Genomic DNA, 19,633 nt, shown 5'->3' on the forward strand with positions numbered 1-19,633 from the left:
CGCCGCGTTATCGTTAATAATCATCCCGCTCGTCGTCTTCGTCCGGCTGTTCCAGCACGCTGTAAGCCACGGAACAGAACAACGAGTTCAGACGCTGCATATCGCCCAGTAACCCCAGATGCAGGGAACTGGTCTCGATACTTTGTACGTTCTGCTGATGCAGACGATCAACGTGCGCATGCGAGTAACGACGATTCAGGATCCGGAAACGATGTTTGCTGCGACGCAACCGACGGGCGCTGGTCACGTCGCCGGAGAAGAACACCGACATCGCCAGTTGCAGATTGCTGAGCAGTTGGTCGAAGAGCGCATCCAGCTCTTTTAACCCCTCAATCGAAAACGCCCGCCGCGCCGCCAGCGACTTGTCAGCAATCTCGCTCCCCATGCGCTCCACAATATCCGACGCCTGTTCAAGGTTGAGCGACATTTCGATGATCTCCGCCCAGCGGCGCGACTCCTCTTCCGCCAGTTCCTCTTTCGGCATCCGCGCCAGATAGAGTTTGATGGCGGTGTAGAGCACGTTGATGTCATCCGCTATTTTGCGCAGCTCTTTCTCTTCACGCGGCTCGCCGTGCATTACCTTCTTCAGCCCTTCCATCATCTGTTCCATCGCATCGCCGATGCGTAGCGCTTCGCGGGCGGCATTGGCCAGCGCAAGGGTTGGCGTATCCAGCGCGCTGACGTCCAGATGCTTCGGCTTGAGATGTGCATCCAGCTCCGGCTCGTCGCGGATGATGCGCTTACAGAAGCGCGCCATCGGCTCGGCAAAGGGAATCATTGCCAGGCAGCGCACCAGGTTGTAGAAGACGTGGAAATAGATCACCAGCTCGGATTTCTGCAGCGGCAGTTGATCCATCAGGTTTGCCAGCGGATGGACAAACGGCAGAATAATCAGGCTGCCCACCAGCTTGAACAGCAGGCTGCCGAGTGCCACGCGGCGAGCCGCGGCATTGGCCGCGCTGTTGTTGAGCATTGCCAGCAGGCCGGAACCGAGGTTGGCGCCAATCACCAGACACAATGCCACCGGGAAGGAGATGATCCCCGCCGCTGTCAGAGTGGCCGTTAACAGTACCGCCGCCAGGCTGGAATAACTGATGATCGCGAACATCGCGCCAATTAACGCATCCAGCATAATATCGCCGGTCAGCGAAGCAAAAATCACCTGCACGCCGTTAGCCTGCGTCATGGGGGTGACGGCCTGGACAATCAGCTCCAGCGCCAGCAGGATCAGGCCAAGGCCGATCCCCACGCGCCCCAGTTGTCCGGCGCGTGACTGTTTACGGCCAAGGAAGAAGATCACGCCGATAAAAATCAGCAGTGGCGAGAGCCACGATAAATCGAAGGTGAGGATACGCGCCATCAGCGCGGTCCCCACGTCTGCGCCAAGCACAATCACCAGCGCAGGTGTCAGCGCGACAAGATCCTGGGCAACAAACGAGGTCACCAGCATGGTGGTGGCGTTACTGCTTTGCACCAGCGCAGTGACGCCAATTCCCGCGCAGAAGGCGAGTGGTTTCTTTTCGACGCTACGGCTAAGCACGGTACGCAGGCGAGCGCCGAACACACGCATCACGCCAGTACGCACGATATGGGTACCCCAGACCAGCAGGGCGACAGCAGAAAGCAGGTGGAGCAAAGTTAGCACGGAATCAGGTACTCCTTATCATTTACACTTTATCCTTCAAGCTGCCTCTTTGTTGGCTGCGCCTGCTCACTCCAGTCACTTACTTCAGTAAGCTCCTGGAGATTCCCAGGCTTGCCGCCTCGACGCAACTTGAATGATTGCGTGTAAAAATATAACCAGAGAGGTCATAGCCTTCTTCCAGTATAAGGGTTTAAACGCAAGAAAGAGACAGGGTGCCCGGTAAGCACCCTGTTAGTTGTAAGGAAAGATGACAGTTTCGTGACATCTAATCGGGGATTTCCCGCTCACCTCATGCCGAACGTGTGTGATACCACCATAGCGATCCCACTTTGGCGCATTCGGATAAAAGAAATCCGGACAGCGCCAACGCCGCTGAATGGCTGCCGATGAAAGAGAAAAACAGCGGAAACAGGGAGACCGAACTGGTCAGTGAGGCAAAGCGTAAAACTTCCTGAATGCCGAGCAGGATATAATTCAGTTTATCTTTAAAAAGAAACAGATATGCGGTGTAGACGAGCGAAATCTTCATCAATACGCCCACGAAGAAGAAGATCTGGATCGCCGCGCCGGGCCCTTCACTCGCCCCAAAAGCGGAAAAGGTGCGGGTGAAATTAACCACATCCGAATAAAAGGGAACGTTGCCCTGACGCATAGACAGCCAGAAATATGCGCCCAGCGCCAGCAGATCCATCAACCCCCAGAATAAGAGAATTTTATTGCGGGTTTTGAACTGGCTAAACATGTTACATGGCCTCCGTTGCCATTGCGTTTCCCACCAGCGCCGCTGAACGGCTGACGCTGGCGGGAGACTCCCGGACCGATCAGTCGGCGTCATAGCCCAGGTTAGGGGCCAGCCAGCGTTCAACTTCAGAAACGCTCATCCCTTTACGGAACGCGTAGTCCTCCACCTGATCGCGCTGAATCTGTGCAACCGCGTAATACTTGCTGTCCGGATGGCTGAAGTACCAGCCGGAAACCGACGCGCCAGGCCACATGGCGAAGGATTCGGTGAGCTTCATGCCGGTGTGCTTTTCCACCTCCAGCAACTGCCAGATGGTGCCTTTCTCGGTGTGCTCCGGACAGGCCGGATACCCCGGCGCCGGACGAATCCCCTGGTAGTTTTCGCGAATCAACTCCTCGTTGCTGAGGTTCTCGTTGGCCGCATAACCCCAGTAGACCTTACGCACGCGCTCATGCAGGTATTCCGCGAAGGCTTCCGCCAGACGGTCGGCAAGCGCTTTCACCATGATCTTGTTGTAATCATCGTGCTGCGCTTCAAACGCATCCGCCAGCGCGTCCTCCTCCAGACCACCAGTCACCGCAAAAGCACCGATGTAGTCCGCTTTGCCGGACAGCTTCGGCGCCACAAAGTCAGACAGGCAGTAGTTAGCAAAGCCCACTTTTTCAGTCTGCTGACGCAGATGATGACTGACCATCAGCACGTGCGTTCGCGTTTCATCACGATAGATTTCGATGTCATCGCCCACGCGGTTTGCCGGGAACAGCCCCACCACACCGCGCGGATTCAGCGCCTTCTCTGCGCTCAGCTTATCCAGCATGTCGTTGGCGTCTTTAAACAGGCGCTTGGCCTCTTCACCCACCACTTCATCTTCGAGGATGCGCGGGTACTTACCGGCCAGCGACCAGGTCATAAAGAACGGCGTCCAGTCGATGTAGTTACGCAGCGTTTCGATGCTGGCTTCAACCTCCTGCACACCCAGACGATGCGCCACTGGCGGGGTATAGCTTTCCCAGTCAAACGCCAGATCGTTTTCACGCGCGGCGGCGAGCGTCACCGGCGGGGTGCGCGGTTTCTTACGCCCATGCTGGATGCGCACGGTTTCATACTCTTTACGGGTACGGGCGACGAAGTCATCGCGTTGGGTATCGGAAAGCAACGCAGCAACCACGCCAACGGTGCGCGAAGCATTCTGTACATAAACCGTGGGGCCGCTGTAGTTCTGCTCGATTTTCACCGCCGTATGCGCTTTTGACGTCGTCGCGCCGCCAATCAGCAACGGCATGGTGAAGCCCTGACGCTCCATCTCTTTCGCCACGTTGACCATTTCGTCCAGCGACGGGGTAATCAGCCCGGAAAGGCCGATCAGATCCGCATTCACCTCTTTAGCGGTTCGGAGGATTTTCTCCGCCGGCACCATCACGCCAAGATCGACGATTTCGTAGTTGTTACATTGCAGGACCACACCAACGATGTTCTTGCCGATATCGTGGACATCGCCCTTCACGGTGGCGATGACCATTTTGCCATTGCTGGAGCCTTTCTCTTTACTGGCTTCGATAAACGGTTCGAGATACGCCACCGCCTGTTTCATTACGCGGGCGGATTTCACCACCTGCGGCAGGAACATTTTACCCTCGCCGAACAGGTCGCCGACGACGTTCATACCGTCCATCAGCGGCCCTTCAATCACCTCAATCGGACGGGCCGCCTGCTGACGCGCTTCTTCGGTGTCCTGCTCGATAAACTCGGTGATACCTTTAACCAGCGAGTATTCAAGGCGCTTTTTGACTTCCCAGGTACGCCACTCTGCCAGTTGCGCGTTGGCCGTTTCATCGCTCTTACTGCCACGGTATCTCTCCGCCAGCTCCAGCAGTCGCTCGGTGCCGTCATCACGCCGGTTGAGGATCACATCCTCGACCGCATCGCGCAGCTCAGCGGGGAGATCGTCGTAAATCGCCAGTTGCCCGGCGTTCACAATCCCCATGTCCATGCCGTTGCGAATGGCGTAGTAGAGGAACACCGCGTGAATGGCTTCGCGCACCGGGTCATTACCGCGGAACGAGAACGAAACGTTGGACACGCCGCCAGAGATCAGCGCATGCGGCAGCTCGCGTTTGATGTCTTCGCACGCGCCGATAAAGTCCTGCGCGTAGTTATTATGCTCGTCGATCCCGGTTGCGACTGCGAAAATGTTCGGGTCGAAAATGATGTCTTCCGGCGGGAAGCCCACCTCTTCGGTGAGGATCTTGTACGCCCGGCGGCAAATCTCGATTTTACGCGCACGGGTATCCGCCTGGCCCTGCTCATCAAAGGCCATCACCACCACCGCCGCACCGTAGCGACGCAGCAGCTTCGCGTGATGGGTGAAGATCTCAACCCCTTCTTTCATCGAGATGGAGTTAACGATGCCTTTCCCCTGAATGCACTTCAGCCCTTTCTCAATGACTTCCCATTTTGAGGAGTCAATCATGATCGGCACACGTGCAATGTCCGGCTCACCGGCGATCAGGTTGAGGAAGCGCACCATCGCCGCTTCGGCGTCGAGCATTCCCTCATCCATGTTGATATCAATAATCTGCGCGCCGCTTTCTACCTGCTGGCGGGCAACGTCCAGCGCTTCGCTGTATTTTTCTTCTTTGATCAGGCGCTTAAATTTGGCGGAGCCGGTGACGTTGGTACGCTCGCCGACGTTCACAAACAGGCTGTCGTCGCCAATATTCAGCGGTTCGAGACCGGATAAGCGACAGGCCACCGGGATCTCCGGCAACGGGCGCGGCGCCAGTCCCTCGACCGCGCGACTCATCGCCGCAATATGTTCCGGAGTGGTGCCGCAGCAGCCACCGACGATATTCAGGAAGCCTGCTTCGGCCCATTCGCGGATCTGCTTTGCCATCGTATCGGCATCCAGATCGTATTCACCGAACGCGTTGGGCAGCCCGGCGTTCGGGTGCGCCGTCACGTAGCATTCAGCAATGCGAGACAGCTCCTGCACATACTGGCGCAGTTCATCCGGCCCCAGCGCACAGTTGAGGCCGAAAGTGAGGGGTTCAGCATGGCGCAGGGAGTTGTAAAACGCCTCTGTCGTCTGACCGGAAAGGGTACGGCCTGAAGCATCGGTGATGGTGCCGGAGATCATGATCGGCAGGTCGACGCCCAGCGCTTCCAGCTCTTCTTTAACGGCGAAAATCGCTGCTTTCGCGTTCAGCGTATCAAAGACGGTTTCAATTAAAATCAGGTCGCTGCCGCCTTCCACCAGCGCTTTGGTGGACTCGCGGTAAGCGGCCACCAGTTGATCAAAGGTAATATTACGGAATGCCGGGTCATTTACATCCGGCGAGATGGATGCGGTCCGGTTGGTTGGGCCGAGAACGCCCGCAACATAGCGCGGTTTTTCCGGGGTACGCGCGGTCCACTCATCGGCACAGGCGCGCGCCAGTTTCGCGGCGGCAAAGTTGATCTCCGCCGACAGGGATTCCATCTGGTAATCCGCCATCGCGATAGGGGTGGAGTTGAAGGTGTTGGTTTCAATAATGTCCGCGCCCGCGTCAAAGTACGCGTTATGAATAGCGGCGATCACCTCGGGCTTACTCAGCACCAGCAGGTCATTGTTGCCTTTCAGGTCGCACGGCCAGTCGGCAAAGCGTTCACCACGGAAATCCTCTTCACTCAGACGGTAGCTCTGGATCATCGTGCCCATGCCGCCGTCCAGCACCAGAATACGTTCATTTAACTGCGCACGCAGTTGTTCAACTTTGCTGCTCACACTTGCTCCCGACAACGCTCAACCAGACCGAAAAAGTCAACAAAACATAGTGGCATAAACAGGGCTGACGGAAAAGCCAACAACGGGCAACATGAGACATGTTCAGCTTCACTCATCCGATCAGTACAAGACTGCTTGCATTATAATTGAATAAAACGAAAATGATTTCCACGATACAGAAAAGGAGTCCGCTATGGTTGCACCCGTTCCCGCCAAACGCGGCAGAAAACCCGCCGCGACAACCGCCCCCGCCGCCGGACAGGTTCAGTCGCTGACCCGTGGACTGAAACTGCTGGAATGGATCGCGGAATCCAACGGCAGCGTGGCGTTGACCGAGCTGGCACAGCAGGCTGGCCTGCCGAACTCAACCACTCACCGTTTACTGACCACCATGCAGCAGCAGGGCTTTGTGCGTCAGGTGGGCGATCTTGGACACTGGTCGATAGGCGCGCATGCGTTCATCGTCGGCAGCAGCTTTTTACAGAGCCGCAATTTGCTGGCGATCGTCCACCCAATTCTGCGCAAACTGATGGAAGATTCCGGCGAAACGGTGAATCTGGCGGTGCTGGATCAGAGCGATCATCAGGCGATAATCATTGACCAGGTGCAGTGCACCCAACTGATGCGCATGTCTGCGCCGATTGGCGGTAAGCTGCCGATGCACGCCTCTGGCGCGGGCAAAGCGTTTTTAGCACAGCTGAGTGAAGAACAGGTGACCCAGTTACTGCACCGCAAAGGGCTGCATGCTTACACTCATGCGACGCTGGTCTCCCCGGTTCATCTGAAGGACGATCTCGCCCAGACCCGCAAGCGCGGTTATTCCTTTGATGATGAGGAGCACGCGCTCGGTTTGCGCTGTGTCGCGTCGTGCATTTATGACGAACACCGCGAGCCGTTCGCGGCAATCTCTATCTCTGGCCCGATTTCGCGCATCACAGACGACCGCGTGACCGAGTTTGGCGCGATGGTGATCAAGGCGGCGAAAGAAGTCACGCTGGCGTACGGCGGGATTCGGTAAGCAAAACACCCCTGAGGGGTATTTTCGGTAGGCCTGATAAACGTAGCGCTATCAGGCAGATCGGCGCACATTGCCGGATGGCGGCGCAATCGCCTTATCCGGCCTACAGGAATCAGGCAAACCGTACGCTGAATCGCTGGCGACGGCGATACGCGTAAACATCTTCGACATGCCCTTCCCGAATACGCGTCTGCAGGCCGCGCCAATAGTCGGCGCTGAACAGGTCGGCGTGCATCTCTTCAAACAGCGGCCCGATTCGCGGGTCAGCGCACAGCCAGTGGCGAAACTCCTCAGGAAACACATCGCCTGGCGACACGCTGTACCATGGCTCACCCGATAGTTCATCTTCCGGGTAGCGCGGCGGCGGAATATGGCGGAAATTCACTTCCGTCATGTAGCAGATTTCGTCGTAATCGTAGAACACCACGCGACCATGACGGGTGACGCCAAAGTTTTTGAACAGCATGTCGCCGGGGAAAATATTGGCGGCGGCAAGCTGGCGAATCGCGTTGCCGTACTCCTCAATCGCATCCCGCAGTTGCTGACCTTCTGCCTGCTCAAGCCAGAGATTGAGCGGCACCATCCGCCGCTCAATATAGAGATGGCGGATGACAATCTGCTCGCCAAGATCGGTCATCTTTTCCGGCACTTCCTCAAGTAACAGCGCCATCAACGCCGGATCGATCTGACGCTTATCCAGCACGAAATTTTCGAACTCCTGGGTATCCGCCATGCGTCCCACGCGATCGTGCTCTTTCACCAGTTGATAGCAGGCGCGAACGTGGGCGGCAGACATCTCTTTTTGCGGCGCGAACTTATCTTTAATAATTTTAAAAACCCGGTCGAAGCCCGGCAGCGTAAAGACCAGCATCACCATGCCACGTATGCCCGGCGCTTCAATGAACTGCTCATCGCAGCTGCGCAGATACAATAAATACTCGCGATAGCTCTCGGTCTTCGCATGTTTCTGACAGCCGATCGCCATGTATAACTCGGCGGTGGTTTTTCCTGGCAGGATCTCACGCAGCCATTCCACCAGCGCGGCGGGCAGCGGTGCGTACACCATGAAATAGGAGCGGGCGAAACCGAACACGATACTGGCTTCTGCCGTGGTGGTCAGGCAGGTATCCACAAACAGCTCGCCTTCATCGGTACGATGGATCGGCAGTAAAAAAGGCTGCGTCGCCGTCGGCGTGATGAGTTTACCAACCAGCCAGGCGGCTTTGTTGCGATAAAACAGTTCGTTAGCCACCTGTAGATGGCAGTGTTGCAACGCCTCCTCACCAAAGGTTTCACGCAGATGTGCAATGATGTAGCGAATATCGCGCCCTTTGTTCTGCCAGGGCAGGCGCAACGGCAGATCGCTGAGAATGCGGGTGAGCAGCGGTTCCCAGCCATGATCGGGGAAGAAATCTTTTGCCAGCGGACGCGGGATCGTCCGGAAACGACGTTCTGGCTGGGAGCTAAAAATAAAGAGCCGCTCGGGAGTGAGCGAGCGGTGGTCAAATAACCGACAATATACGGAGTTAAAAAAGCTCTCCGCAATCTCGAAGCGCGGGTAATCCGGCAGGAGCCCGGTGTAATGCTCTTTTACACGCAGCAAAAACGCGGCGTCGGTAGTTTTGCCGCCAGTGATGCAGCGCAGTTGTTCCACCACCAGACCCACGTGGTGATCGTAGAGGTGGATACGGCTTTTCATCGCCTGCTGCACGGCATGCCAGTCGGCCTGTTCAAAGCGCTGTTGCGCGCCGGAGGTCACTTCCAGAAATCGACCATACTGGGCGTCGAAACCTTGCAAAATCGTCTGAGCAATCAGTAACTCCAGGCCACGCGTCATCGCTTCTCCCCATCCGGCACAACGTCATGCCGGATGGCGCGTTCGCTTATCCGGCCTACATCCCTTCGTAGGCCCGGTAAGCGCAGCGCCACCGGGCATTAATCAAAACTGCGATTCTTCAGTCGAGCCGGTCAGCGCGGTCACCGAGGAAGTGCCGCCCTGAATGATGGTAGTGACTTTATCGAAGTAACCGGTACCCACTTCCTGCTGATGGGACACGAAGGTGTAACCGTCTTTAGCCGCCGCAAATTCTGGCTGCTGTACCTTCTCAACATAGTGGCGCATGCCTTCACCCTGCGCATAGGCGTGCGCGAGGTCGAACATGTTGAACCACATGCTGTGAATGCCCGCCAGGGTGATGAACTGGTACTTGTAGCCCATATCGGACAACTGCTGCTGGAAGCTGGCGATGGTCTTATCGTCCAGATTCTTCTGCCAGTTGAATGACGGCGAACAGTTGTAGGCCAGCAGTTTGCCAGGGAATTTCGCATGAATAGCATCGGCAAAGCGCTTCGCCAGTTCCAGATCCGGCGTGGAGGTTTCACACCACACCAGATCAGCATACGGGGCGTAGGCCAGACCACGGCTGATCGCCTGCTCAATGCCGGCATGCGTACGGAAGAATCCTTCACTGGTGCGCTCGCCGGTAATAAATTCGCTGTCGTACGGGTCACAGTCGGAGGTGATCAGATCCGCCGCATCCGCATCGGTACGGGCGATCACCAGCGTCGGTACCCCCATGACGTCTGCCGCCAGACGCGCAGCCACCAGTTTCTGAATCGCTTCCTGAGTGGGCACCAGCACTTTGCCGCCCATGTGACCGCATTTCTTCACCGAGGCCAGCTGATCTTCGAAGTGAACAGCCGCTGCACCGGCCTCAATCATCGATTTCATCAGCTCAAACGCATTCAGTACGCCGCCAAACCCGGCTTCCGCATCGGCGACGATCGGCAGAAAGTAATCCACATAGCGCGGATCGTTGGGTTCAATACCGCTGGACCACTGGATCTGATCCGCACGGCGAAAGGTGTTGTTGATCCGATCCACCACTGCCGGGACAGAGTTTGCCGGATAGAGCGATTGATCCGGGTACATGCTGGACGCCAGGTTCGCATCCGCCGCGACCTGCCACCCCGACAGATATACGGCTTCGATACCCGCTTTCGCCTGCTGCAACGCCTGACCGCCGGTCAGCGCGCCGAGGCTGTTGATATAACCTTTCTTCGATTCGCCGTGCAGCAGACGCCACATTTTGGCCGCGCCCAGTTGCGCCAGCGTACATTCCGGGTTAACCGAGCCGCGTAATTTCACCACTTCTTCCGCGCTGTACGGGCGACGGATGCCTTCCCAGCGCGGTTGTGTCCATTCTTTCTGTAACGCTTCGATCTGTTGGGTACGGGTTTTCATGTGCAGATGCTCCATATTATTCTCCTGGCTTCCCAGGCGTTATTGGTGAAGGCAGTTTGGTCACGGGAAGCCGCGCAAAAACCGGAGCGTACTTATAGTACGTGAGGATTTTGAGCACTACCCGGGGCCAAAATGGCGAACAAAATAGCCTGGGCATTTACGCCAGCAGGCGGTAGCCTGGCAATGTCAGGAAATCGATTAATTCGTCAGAGGTGGTGATTTGTTCCATCAGGCGCGCGGCATCATCAAAACGGCCGTTGCTGTAGCGGTGTTCACCCAGTTCGTCCTGGATGACCCGCATCTCTTCAGCCAACATCTGGCGGAACAGCGCTTTAGTGACCGGCTTGCCGTTGCTCAGGGTTTTCTCGTGATGGATCCACTGCCAGATTGAAGTACGGGAGATCTCCGCCGTCGCCGCATCTTCCATCAGGCCATAAATCGGCACGCAGCCGTTGCCGGAGATCCACGCTTCGATGTATTGCACCGCAACGCGAATATTGGCACGCATCCCCTCTTCCGTACGCTCGCCTTCACATGGCGCCAACAATTGTTCTGCGGTAATCGGCGCGTCTTCATCACGGGTCACAAACAGCTGGTTTTTGTTCTCGCCGAGCACCTCGTTGAAGACCGCCATCGCGGTATCCGCCAGTCCCGGATGCGCAATCCACGTGCCGTCGTGGCCGTTATTGGCTTCCAGCGCTTTATCCGCTTTCACCTTGCTGAGCACCTGATTGTTGCGTTCAGCGTCTTTGCTTGGAATGAATGCCGCCATACCGCCCATCGCGAAGGCGCCACGTTTGTGACAGGTTTTAATCAGCAGACGCGAATAGGCGCTAAGGAAGGGCTTATCCATCGTCACCACCTGGCGGTCCGGCAGAACGCGATCCGGATGATTCTTCAGCGTTTTGATATAGCTGAAGATGTAATCCCAGCGACCGCAGTTCAGACCGACAATATGGTCACGCAGCGCGTGCAGGATCTCGTCCATCTGGAACACGGCCGGCAGGGTTTCAATCAGCAGCGTGGCTTTAATCGTGCCGCGCGGCAGATTAAAACGATCTTCGGTATAGCTGAAAACTTCACTCCACCAGGCCGCTTCCTGCCACGCCTGCGTTTTTGGCAGGTAGAAATAGGGACCGCTGCCTTTGGCCAGCAACGCTTTGTAGTTATGGAAGAAATAGAGGGCAAAGTCGAACAGGCTGCCGGGGATCGCTTCACCGCGCCAGGTTACATGTTTTTCCGGCAGGTGCAGGCCACGCACACGGCAAATCAGTAATGCCGGATTAGGCTTCAGCTGATAGATTTTGCCGGCTTCATTGGTGTAGCTGATGGTGCCATTAACCGCGTCGCGCAGGTTGATATGCCCATCGATCACTTTGCTCCATTCCGGTGCCAGTGAATCTTCGAAATCGGCCATAAAAACCTTCACATTCGCGTTCAACGCATTGATAACCATCTTGCGCTCAACCGGTCCGGTGATTTCGACCCGACGATCCTGTAAATCCTCCGGTATACCGCGAATCTTCCAGTTATCGTTTCTAATGGAAACAGTTTCCGAAATAAAATCAGGCAATATACCGTTGTCGATATCCTGCTGCTGCTGGATACGAGCCGCGAGCAGCTTATTGCGCTTCGCCGTAAAGCGAGCCACCAGTTCAGTGAGAAATTCGACCGCTTCATCGGTCAGGATCTGCTTCTCCGGCTCACCATAGGGCCTCGTGAAGATCAATTCATCGGTAGTCGTTGCCTGTTGATTCATTCTGTAACTCCTCGTCATTGATAACAAAGCATTCCCAATGCGAACGAAGGATCGTTGTGCGCTTTTCGTTCAGCACAACTAAGACTACTCATTTAAATTTCAAAATCAAAAACAATTTCCATTTTTAATTTAATTATCAATTAACCTATTGATAACAATAAAAATAAAGTTTAATCACAAGTTGAAGTGCATTTCGGAAATAAAAAAGGCACCCGAAGGTGCCTGATTCAATATGCTGAAACGCTTTAGGATCGTCAGCGACAGACGATTAATCCAGCGTTGGATTCATGTGACGCAGATCATATGGCGTGATCTGGTAGACGTAATAGTTGAGCCAGTTGATGAACAGCAAATTACCGTGGCTTCGCCAGGTGGCACGAGGCTTGTTCTGGGGATCGTTTTTCGGGAAATAGTTGAATGGAACGTCGGGGTTTAATCCGGCGTCTACATCGCGGAAATATTCGCTGCCCAATGTGTCGGCGTCATATTCCGGATGGCCCGTGACAAACGCAATGCGTTTATCTTTGCTGGCAAACAGATAGGCATCCCCGTTCTCACTCTCGGCGAGGATCTCAAGATCGGTGTAGTCACGAATCAACACTGACGGAAAGTCAGCGTAGCGTGAATGCGGGGCCAGAAACGAATCATCAAAACCCCGCGTCAGCAGCGCATGCGGGTGAAGAATATGATGCTCATAAACGCCAGAGAGCTTATCGGTGCGGGTCTGTTTCGGAATTCCGTAGAGGATATTGAGTGCGGCCTGGACCGCCCAACAGACAAACAGCGTTGAGGTGACATGATCTTTCGCCCACTCCAGTACCTGTTTGATCTGTGGCCAATAGGCAACGTCATTGAACTCCACCAGACCCAGCGGTGCGCCGGTGACAATCAGGCCATCGAAGTTCTGATCGCAGATATCCTCAAAGTTACAGTAGAAGTTGTTCAGATGCTCGGCTGGCGTATTACGCGACTCACGGGCATCAATGCGCAGTAACTGTACATCCACCTGCAGCGGAGAGTTCGACAGCAGCCGCAAAAACTGATTTTCCGTTTCGATTTTCTTCGGCATCAGGTTGAGGATAAGCACCTTTAGCGGACGAATTTCCTGACCTGACGCGCGGGAAGTCGTCATGACAAAGACGTTTTCCTCACGCAAGAAATTGACGGCGGGTAGCTCGTCCAGCACGCGAATCGGCATAACCTGATAACCTCACTACATACGTTTAAACGTTTAGACATCCAGATAGCTGAAGATACCCAGAAATCACGTCAATGTCGAGCCTGCATGTTAAAGGTGAGAAAGTTTCACGACGACAAATACGTTAGAATATAAGCATAACGAAAAGGAGAGAATATGGTTATTAACATACGCCGATCGCGGCATGATGAAGGGGAAAAACTGATTGCGATCTGGTGCCGGTCGGTCGACGCCACGCATGATTTTCTGTCTAAAGAGTACCGCATCGAGCTGGAAGAACTGGTCCGCTCGTTTTTACCCGAAGCCCCTTTATGGGTTGCCGCTAATGAGCAGGATGAACCCGTCGCATTTATGTTGCTCACTGGAGATCATATGGATGCGCTGTTTGTTGATCCCGACATCCGGGGCTGTGGCGTGGGTAAGCTGTTGATTGAGCATGCGCTTTCGCTCGTGCCCACGTTGACGACTAACGTGAACGAACAGAATGAGCAAGCCGTTGGATTCTATAAGAAGATGGGATTCAGGGTAACGGGGCGCGCAGAGGTCGACGATCTTGGGCAGCCATATCCGTTATTGCATTTGCGTTACCAGGGTGCCTCGTCCTGACGGTAGGCCGGATAAGGCGAAGCCGCCATCCGGCGTTCTGCTGGCTGGCGCTGTCTTATCAGCACCAGCCACTGGCTTACTACAGACGCAAAAAAGCCCATCCGTCAGGATGGGCTTCTTCACTTATTTGATGCCTGGCAGTTCCCTACTCTCGCATGGGGAGACCCCACACTACCATCGGCGCTACGGCGTTTCACTTCTGAGTTCGGCATGGGGTCAGGTGGGACCACCGCGCTACAGCCGCCAGGCAAATTCTTTTGTGCTCAAAACGAATATTTTACTCTGATGCTGCCTTGCCTCAGCGCAAAATCTTTCGTTTTCGCAAATCTGTTATCAGGCTGAAATTCTCTCTATTCCGCCAAAACATCTTCGGCGTTGTAAGGTTAAGCCTCACGGTTCATTAGTACCGGTTAGCTCAACGCATCGCTGCGCTTACACACCCGGCCTATCAACGTCGTCGTCTTCAACGTTCCTTCAGGACCCTTAAAGAGTCAGGGAGAACTCATCTCGGGGCAAGTTTCGTGCTTAGATGCTTTCAGCACTTATCTCTTCCGCATTTAGCTACCGGGCAGTGCCATTGGCATGACAACCCGAACACCAGTGATGCGTCCACTCCGGTCCTCTCGTACTAGGAGCAGCCCCCTCAATTCTCCAGCGCCCACGGCAGATAGGGACCGAACTGTCTCACGACGTTCTAAACCCAGCTCGCGTACCACTTTAAATGGCGAACAGCCATACCCTTGGGACCTACTTCAGCCCCAGGATGTGATGAGCCGACATCGAGGTGCCAAACACCGCCGTCGATATGAACTCTTGGGCGGTATCAGCCTGTTATCCCCGGAGTACCTTTTATCCGTTGAGCGATGGCCCTTCCATTCAGAACCACCGGATCACTAAGACCTGCTTTCGCACCTGCTCGCGCCGTCACGCTCGCAGTCAAGCTAGCTTATGCCTTTGCACTAACCTCCTGATGTCCGACCAGGATTAGCTAACCTTCGTGCTCCTCCGTTACTCTTTAGGAGGAGACCGCCCCAGTCAAACTACCCACCAGACACTGTCCGCAACCCGGATTACGGGTCCACGTTAGAACACCAGCCATTAAAGGGTGGTATTTCAAGGTTGGCTCCACACGAACTGGCGTCCGCGCTTCAAAGCCTCCCACCTATCCTACACATCAAGGACCAGTGTTCAGTGTCAAGCTATAGTAAAGGTTCACGGGGTCTTTCCGTCTTGCCGCGGGTACACTGCATCTTCACAGCGAGTTCAATTTCACTGAGTCTCGGGTGGAGACAGCCTGGCCATCATTACGCCATTCGTGCAGGTCGGAACTTACCCGACAAGGAATTTCGCTACCTTAGGACCGTTATAGTTACGGCCGCCGTTTACCGGGGCTTCGATCAAGAGCTTCTCCGCGAGGATAACCCCATCAATTAACCTTCCGGCACCGGGCAGGCGTCACACCGTATACGTCCACTTTCGTGTTTGCACAGTGCTGTGTTTTTAATAAACAGTTGCAGCCAGCTGGTATCTTCGACTGATTTCAGCTCCACGAGCAAGTCGCTTCACCTACCTATCAGCGTGCCTTCTCCCGAAGTTACGGCACCATTTTGCCTAGTTCCTTCACCCGAGTTCTCTCAAGCGCCTTGGTATTCTCTACCTGACCACCTGTGTCGGTTTGGGGTACGATCTGATGTTACCTGATGCTTAGAGGCTTTTCCTGGAAGCAGGGCATTTGTTGCTTCAGCACCGTAGTGCCTCGTCATCACGCCTCAGTGTTAAAGTGAACCGGATTTACCTGGAACACACACCTACACGCTTAAACCGGGACAACCGTCGCCCGGCCAACATAGCCTTCTCCGTCCCCCCTTCGCAGTAACACCTGGTACAGGAATATTAACCTGTTTCCCATCGACTACGCCTTTCGGCCTCGCCTTAGGGGTCGACTCACCCTGCCCCGATTAACGTTGGACAGGAACCCTTGGTCTTCCGGCGAGCGGGCTTTTCACCCGCTTTATCGTTACTTATGTCAGCATTCGCACTTCTGATACCTCCAGCATGCCTCACAGCACACCTTCACAGGCTTACAGAACGCTCCCCTACCCAACAACACATAGTGTCGCTGCCGCAGCTTCGGTGCATGGTTTAGCCCCGTTACATCTTCCGCGCAGGCCGACTCGACCAGTGAGCTATTACGCTTTCTTTAAATGATGGCTGCTTCTAAGCCAACATCCTGGCTGTCTGAGCCTTCCCACATCGTTTCCCACTTAACCATGACTTTGGGACCTTAGCTGGCGGTCTGGGTTGTTTCCCTCTTCACGACGGACGTTAGCACCCGCCGTGTGTCTCCCGTGATAACATTCTCCGGTATTCGCAGTTTGCATCGGGTTGGTAAGTCGGGATGACCCCCTAGCCGAAACAGTGCTCTACCCCCGGAGATGAATTCACGAGGCGCTACCTAAATAGCTTTCGGGGAGAACCAGCTATCTCCCGGTTTGATTGGCCTTTCACCCCCAGCCACAAGTCATCCGCTAATTTTTCAACATTAGTCGGTTCGGTCCTCCAGTTAGTGTTACCCAACCTTCAACCTGCCCATGGCTAGATCACCGGGTTTCGGGTCTATACCCTGCAACTTAACGCCCAGTTAAGACTCGGTTTCCCTTCGGCTCCCCTATTCGGTTAACCTTGCTACAGAATATAAGTCGCTGACCCATTATACAAAAGGTACGCAGTCACCCCATAAAGAGGCTCCCACTGCTTGTACGTACACGGTTTCAGGTTCTTTTTCACTCCCCTCGCCGGGGTTCTTTTCGCCTTTCCCTCACGGTACTGGTTCACTATCGGTCAGTCAGGAGTATTTAGCCTTGGAGGATGGTCCCCCCATATTCAGACAGGATACCACGTGTCCCGCCCTACTCATCGAGCTCACAACACATGCGGTTTTGTGTACGGGGCTGTCACCCTGTATCGCCGGCCTTTCCAGACCGTTCCACTACCACACATGCTGATTCAGGCTCTGGGCTGCTCCCCGTTCGCTCGCCGCTACTGGGGGAATCTCGGTTGATTTCTTTTCCTCGGGGTACTTAGATGTTTCAGTTCCCCCGGTTCGCCTCGTTAACCTATGTATTCAGTTAACGATAGTGCAACGAATTGCACTGGGTTTCCCCATTCGGACATCGCCGGTTATAACGGTTCATATCACCTTACCGGCGCTTTTCGCAGATTAGCACGTCCTTCATCGCCTCTGACTGCCAGGGCATCCACCGTGTACGCTTAGTCGCTTAACCTCACAACCCGAAGATGTTTCTTTCGATTCATCATCGTGATTGCGAAAATTTGAGAGACTCGAACACACCAATAAAGATGTGTCGTTTCAATTTTCAGCTTGATCCAGATTTTTAAAGAGCAAATATCTCAAACATGACTCGCTGAGTCAGTTTTGAGATACAGGGGCCGGCGACTTTCACTCACACAAACCAGCAAGTGGCGTCCCCTAGGGGATTCGAACCCCTGTTACCGCCGTGAAAGGGCGGTGTCCTGGGCCTCTAGACGAAGGGGACACTGAAGTCTGCTTCGGCAAGACGCCTTGCTATTCACTTTTCATCAGACAATCTGTGTGGGCACTGCAAAGGCAGGTTCTTTAAGGTAAGGAGGTGATCCAACCGCAGGTTCCCCTACGGTTACCTTGTTACGACTTCACCCCAGTCATGAATCACAAAGTGGTAAGCGCCCTCCCGAAGGTTAAGCTACCTACTTCTTTTGCAACCCACTCCCATGGTGTGACGGGCGGTGTGTACAAGGCCCGGGAACGTATTCACCGTGGCATTCTGATCCACGATTACTAGCGATTCCGACTTCATGGAGTCGAGTTGCAGACTCCAATCCGGACTACGACATACTTTATGAGGTCCGCTTGCTCTCGCGAGGTCGCTTCTCTTTGTATATGCCATTGTAGCACGTGTGTAGCCCTGGTCGTAAGGGCCATGATGACTTGACGTCATCCCCACCTTCCTCCAGTTTATCACTGGCAGTCTCCTTTGAGTTCCCGGCCGGACCGCTGGCAACAAAGGATAAGGGTTGCGCTCGTTGCGGGACTTAACCCAACATTTCACAACACGAGCTGACGACAGCCATGCAGCACCTGTCTCACAGTTCCCGAAGGCACGTTCTCATCTCTGAAAACTTCTGTGGATGTCAAGACCAGGTAAGGTTCTTCGCGTTGCATCGAATTAAACCACATGCTCCACCGCTTGTGCGGGCCCCCGTCAATTCATTTGAGTTTTAACCTTGCGGCCGTACTCCCCAGGCGGTCTATTTAACGCGTTAGCTCCGGAAGCCACGCCTCAAGGGCACAACCTCCAAATAGACATCGTTTACGGCGTGGACTACCAGGGTATCTAATCCTGTTTGCTCCCCACGCTTTCGCACCTGAGCGTCAGTCTTCGTCCAGGGGGCCGCCTTCGCCACCGGTATTCCTCCAGATCTCTACGCATTTCACCGCTACACCTGGAATTCTACCCCCCTCTACGAGACTCAAGCCTGCCAGTTTCGAATGCAGTTCCCAGGTTGAGCCCGGGGATTTCACATCCGACTTGACAGACCGCCTGCGTGCGCTTTACGCCCAGTAATTCCGATTAACGCTTGCACCCTCCGTATTACCGCGGCTGCTGGCACGGAGTTAGCCGGTGCTTCTTCTGCGGGTAACGTCAATTGTTGCGGTTATTAACCACAACACCTTCCTCCCCGCTGAAAGTACTTTACAACCCGAAGGCCTTCTTCATACACGCGGCATGGCTGCATCAGGCTTGCGCCCATTGTGCAATATTCCCCACTGCTGCCTCCCGTAGGAGTCTGGACCGTGTCTCAGTTCCAGTGTGGCTGGTCATCCTCTCAGACCAGCTAGGGATCGTCGCCTTGGTGAGCCGTTACCTCACCAACAAGCTAATCCCATCTGGGCACATCCGATGGCAAGAGGCCCGAAGGTCCCCCTCTTTGGTCTTGCGACGTTATGCGGTATTAGCTACCGTTTCCAGTAGTTATCCCCCTCCATCGGGCAGTTTCCCAGACATTACTCACCCGTCCGCCACTCGTCAGCAAAGCAGCAAGCTGCTTCCTGTTACCGTTCGACTTGCATGTGTTAGGCCTGCCGCCAGCGTTCAATCTGAGCCATGATCAAACTCTTCAATTTAAGTTTGATGCTCGTAGAATTAAACTTCGTAATGAATTACGTGTTCACTCTTTGAGACTTGGTATTCATTTTTCGTCTTGCGACGTTAAGAATCCATGTCACTCTGAGTGCCCACACAGATTGTCTGATAAATTGTTAAAGAGCAGTTGCGACGCGCTTTAGCGCTCTGTCGCGAGGTGGCGTATATTACGCTTTCCTCTTTCAGAGTCAACCCTGATTTTCAGGATTTTTCTCTTCAACCGAACCGGCTGTTTGTGTGAAGTGATTCACATCCGCCGTGTCGATGGAGGCGCATTATAGGGAGTTCCCGAGCATCCGCAATAGAAAAGTTGCAGAAAAATGACTGACTGCTGCATTCCCCAGCAAAACCCCGCCTTATACCCTTTTACACACAGACTTATCCACAATCGTCGGGATCATTGAGCGGATCTTCCCTGCCGTTAACGATCGATAGAGAGAGAAAATCAGTACCA

The 19,633-nt window shown here is 54.6% G+C and carries 9 protein-coding genes, 1 tRNA gene and 3 rRNA genes; 2 read left to right on the forward strand and 11 right to left on the reverse strand.

Annotated elements, in window-relative coordinates; translation table 11 throughout:
• Window positions 1–13: 13 nt before the first annotated feature.
• The 3 genes from AL479_RS07250 to metH all read right to left on the reverse strand — a co-directional run bounded on the left by AL479_RS07250 (window position 14) and on the right by metH (window position 6,150).
• A complete protein-coding gene (locus tag AL479_RS07250) occupies window positions 14–1,645 on the reverse strand; it encodes a Na/Pi cotransporter family protein (RefSeq protein WP_061075615.1) in 1,632 nt (543 codons plus the stop codon).
• A gap of 289 nt (window positions 1,646–1,934) precedes the next feature.
• A complete protein-coding gene (locus AL479_RS07260; protein WP_061075616.1) occupies window positions 1,935–2,387 on the reverse strand; it encodes a hypothetical protein in 453 nt (150 codons plus the stop codon).
• Window positions 2,388–2,466: 79 nt separating this feature from the next.
• A complete protein-coding gene (gene metH, locus AL479_RS07265) occupies window positions 2,467–6,150 on the reverse strand; it encodes a methionine synthase (RefSeq protein ID WP_061075617.1) in 3,684 nt (1,227 codons plus the stop codon).
• Window positions 6,151–6,343: 193 nt separating this feature from the next.
• Here metH and iclR point away from each other — a divergent pair, with 193 nt between their 5' ends.
• Window positions 6,344–7,168, forward strand: a complete 825-nt coding sequence (gene iclR / locus AL479_RS07270; RefSeq protein WP_061075618.1) for a glyoxylate bypass operon transcriptional repressor IclR — start codon at window positions 6,344–6,346, stop codon at window positions 7,166–7,168.
• Window positions 7,169–7,280: 112 nt separating this feature from the next.
• Here the strand turns inward: iclR and aceK are convergent, their stop codons facing one another.
• From aceK to metA, 4 genes are all read right to left on the reverse strand, one after another.
• Complete coding sequence (aceK, locus tag AL479_RS07275; RefSeq protein ID WP_061075619.1) at window positions 7,281–9,005, reverse strand: bifunctional isocitrate dehydrogenase kinase/phosphatase; 1,725 nt, start codon at window positions 9,003–9,005, stop codon at window positions 7,281–7,283.
• A 102-nt stretch (window positions 9,006–9,107) separates the two neighbouring features.
• Window positions 9,108–10,412 carry an isocitrate lyase gene (gene aceA / locus AL479_RS07280; RefSeq protein WP_061077941.1) on the reverse strand — a complete coding sequence of 435 codons (1,305 nt, stop codon included), beginning with the start codon at window positions 10,410–10,412 and terminating at the stop codon, window positions 9,108–9,110.
• A gap of 157 nt (window positions 10,413–10,569) precedes the next feature.
• Entirely contained in the window at window positions 10,570–12,171 is a 1,602-nt protein-coding gene (aceB, locus tag AL479_RS07285; protein ID WP_061075620.1) for a malate synthase A, read from the reverse strand.
• Window positions 12,172–12,439: 268 nt separating this feature from the next.
• Window positions 12,440–13,369 carry a homoserine O-acetyltransferase MetA gene (gene metA, locus AL479_RS07290; RefSeq protein ID WP_061075621.1) on the reverse strand — a complete coding sequence of 310 codons (930 nt, stop codon included), beginning with the start codon at window positions 13,367–13,369 and terminating at the stop codon, window positions 12,440–12,442.
• Window positions 13,370–13,525: 156 nt separating this feature from the next.
• Between metA and AL479_RS07295 the strand changes: the two genes are divergently transcribed.
• Complete coding sequence (locus AL479_RS07295; RefSeq protein WP_061075622.1) at window positions 13,526–13,975, forward strand: acetyltransferase; 450 nt, start codon at window positions 13,526–13,528, stop codon at window positions 13,973–13,975.
• 132 nt (window positions 13,976–14,107) lie between these two features.
• On the opposite strand, the gene rrf is transcribed toward AL479_RS07295, so the two are convergent.
• From rrf to AL479_RS07315, 4 genes are all read right to left on the reverse strand, one after another.
• Window positions 14,108–14,223 (reverse strand): 5S ribosomal RNA (rrf, locus tag AL479_RS07300).
• Window positions 14,224–14,354: 131 nt separating this feature from the next.
• Window positions 14,355–17,259 (reverse strand): 23S ribosomal RNA (locus AL479_RS07305).
• A gap of 197 nt (window positions 17,260–17,456) precedes the next feature.
• A tRNA-Glu gene (locus AL479_RS07310) sits at window positions 17,457–17,532 on the reverse strand.
• Window positions 17,533–17,618: 86 nt separating this feature from the next.
• A 16S ribosomal RNA gene (locus AL479_RS07315) occupies window positions 17,619–19,160 on the reverse strand.
• Together the 16S, 23S and 5S rRNA genes with 1 tRNA gene alongside form the textbook arrangement of a ribosomal RNA operon.
• Window positions 19,161–19,633: the final 473 nt, after the last annotated feature.

The organism is Citrobacter amalonaticus (assembly GCF_001559075.2).
Lineage (GTDB): Bacteria > Pseudomonadota > Gammaproteobacteria > Enterobacterales > Enterobacteriaceae > Citrobacter_A > Citrobacter_A amalonaticus_F.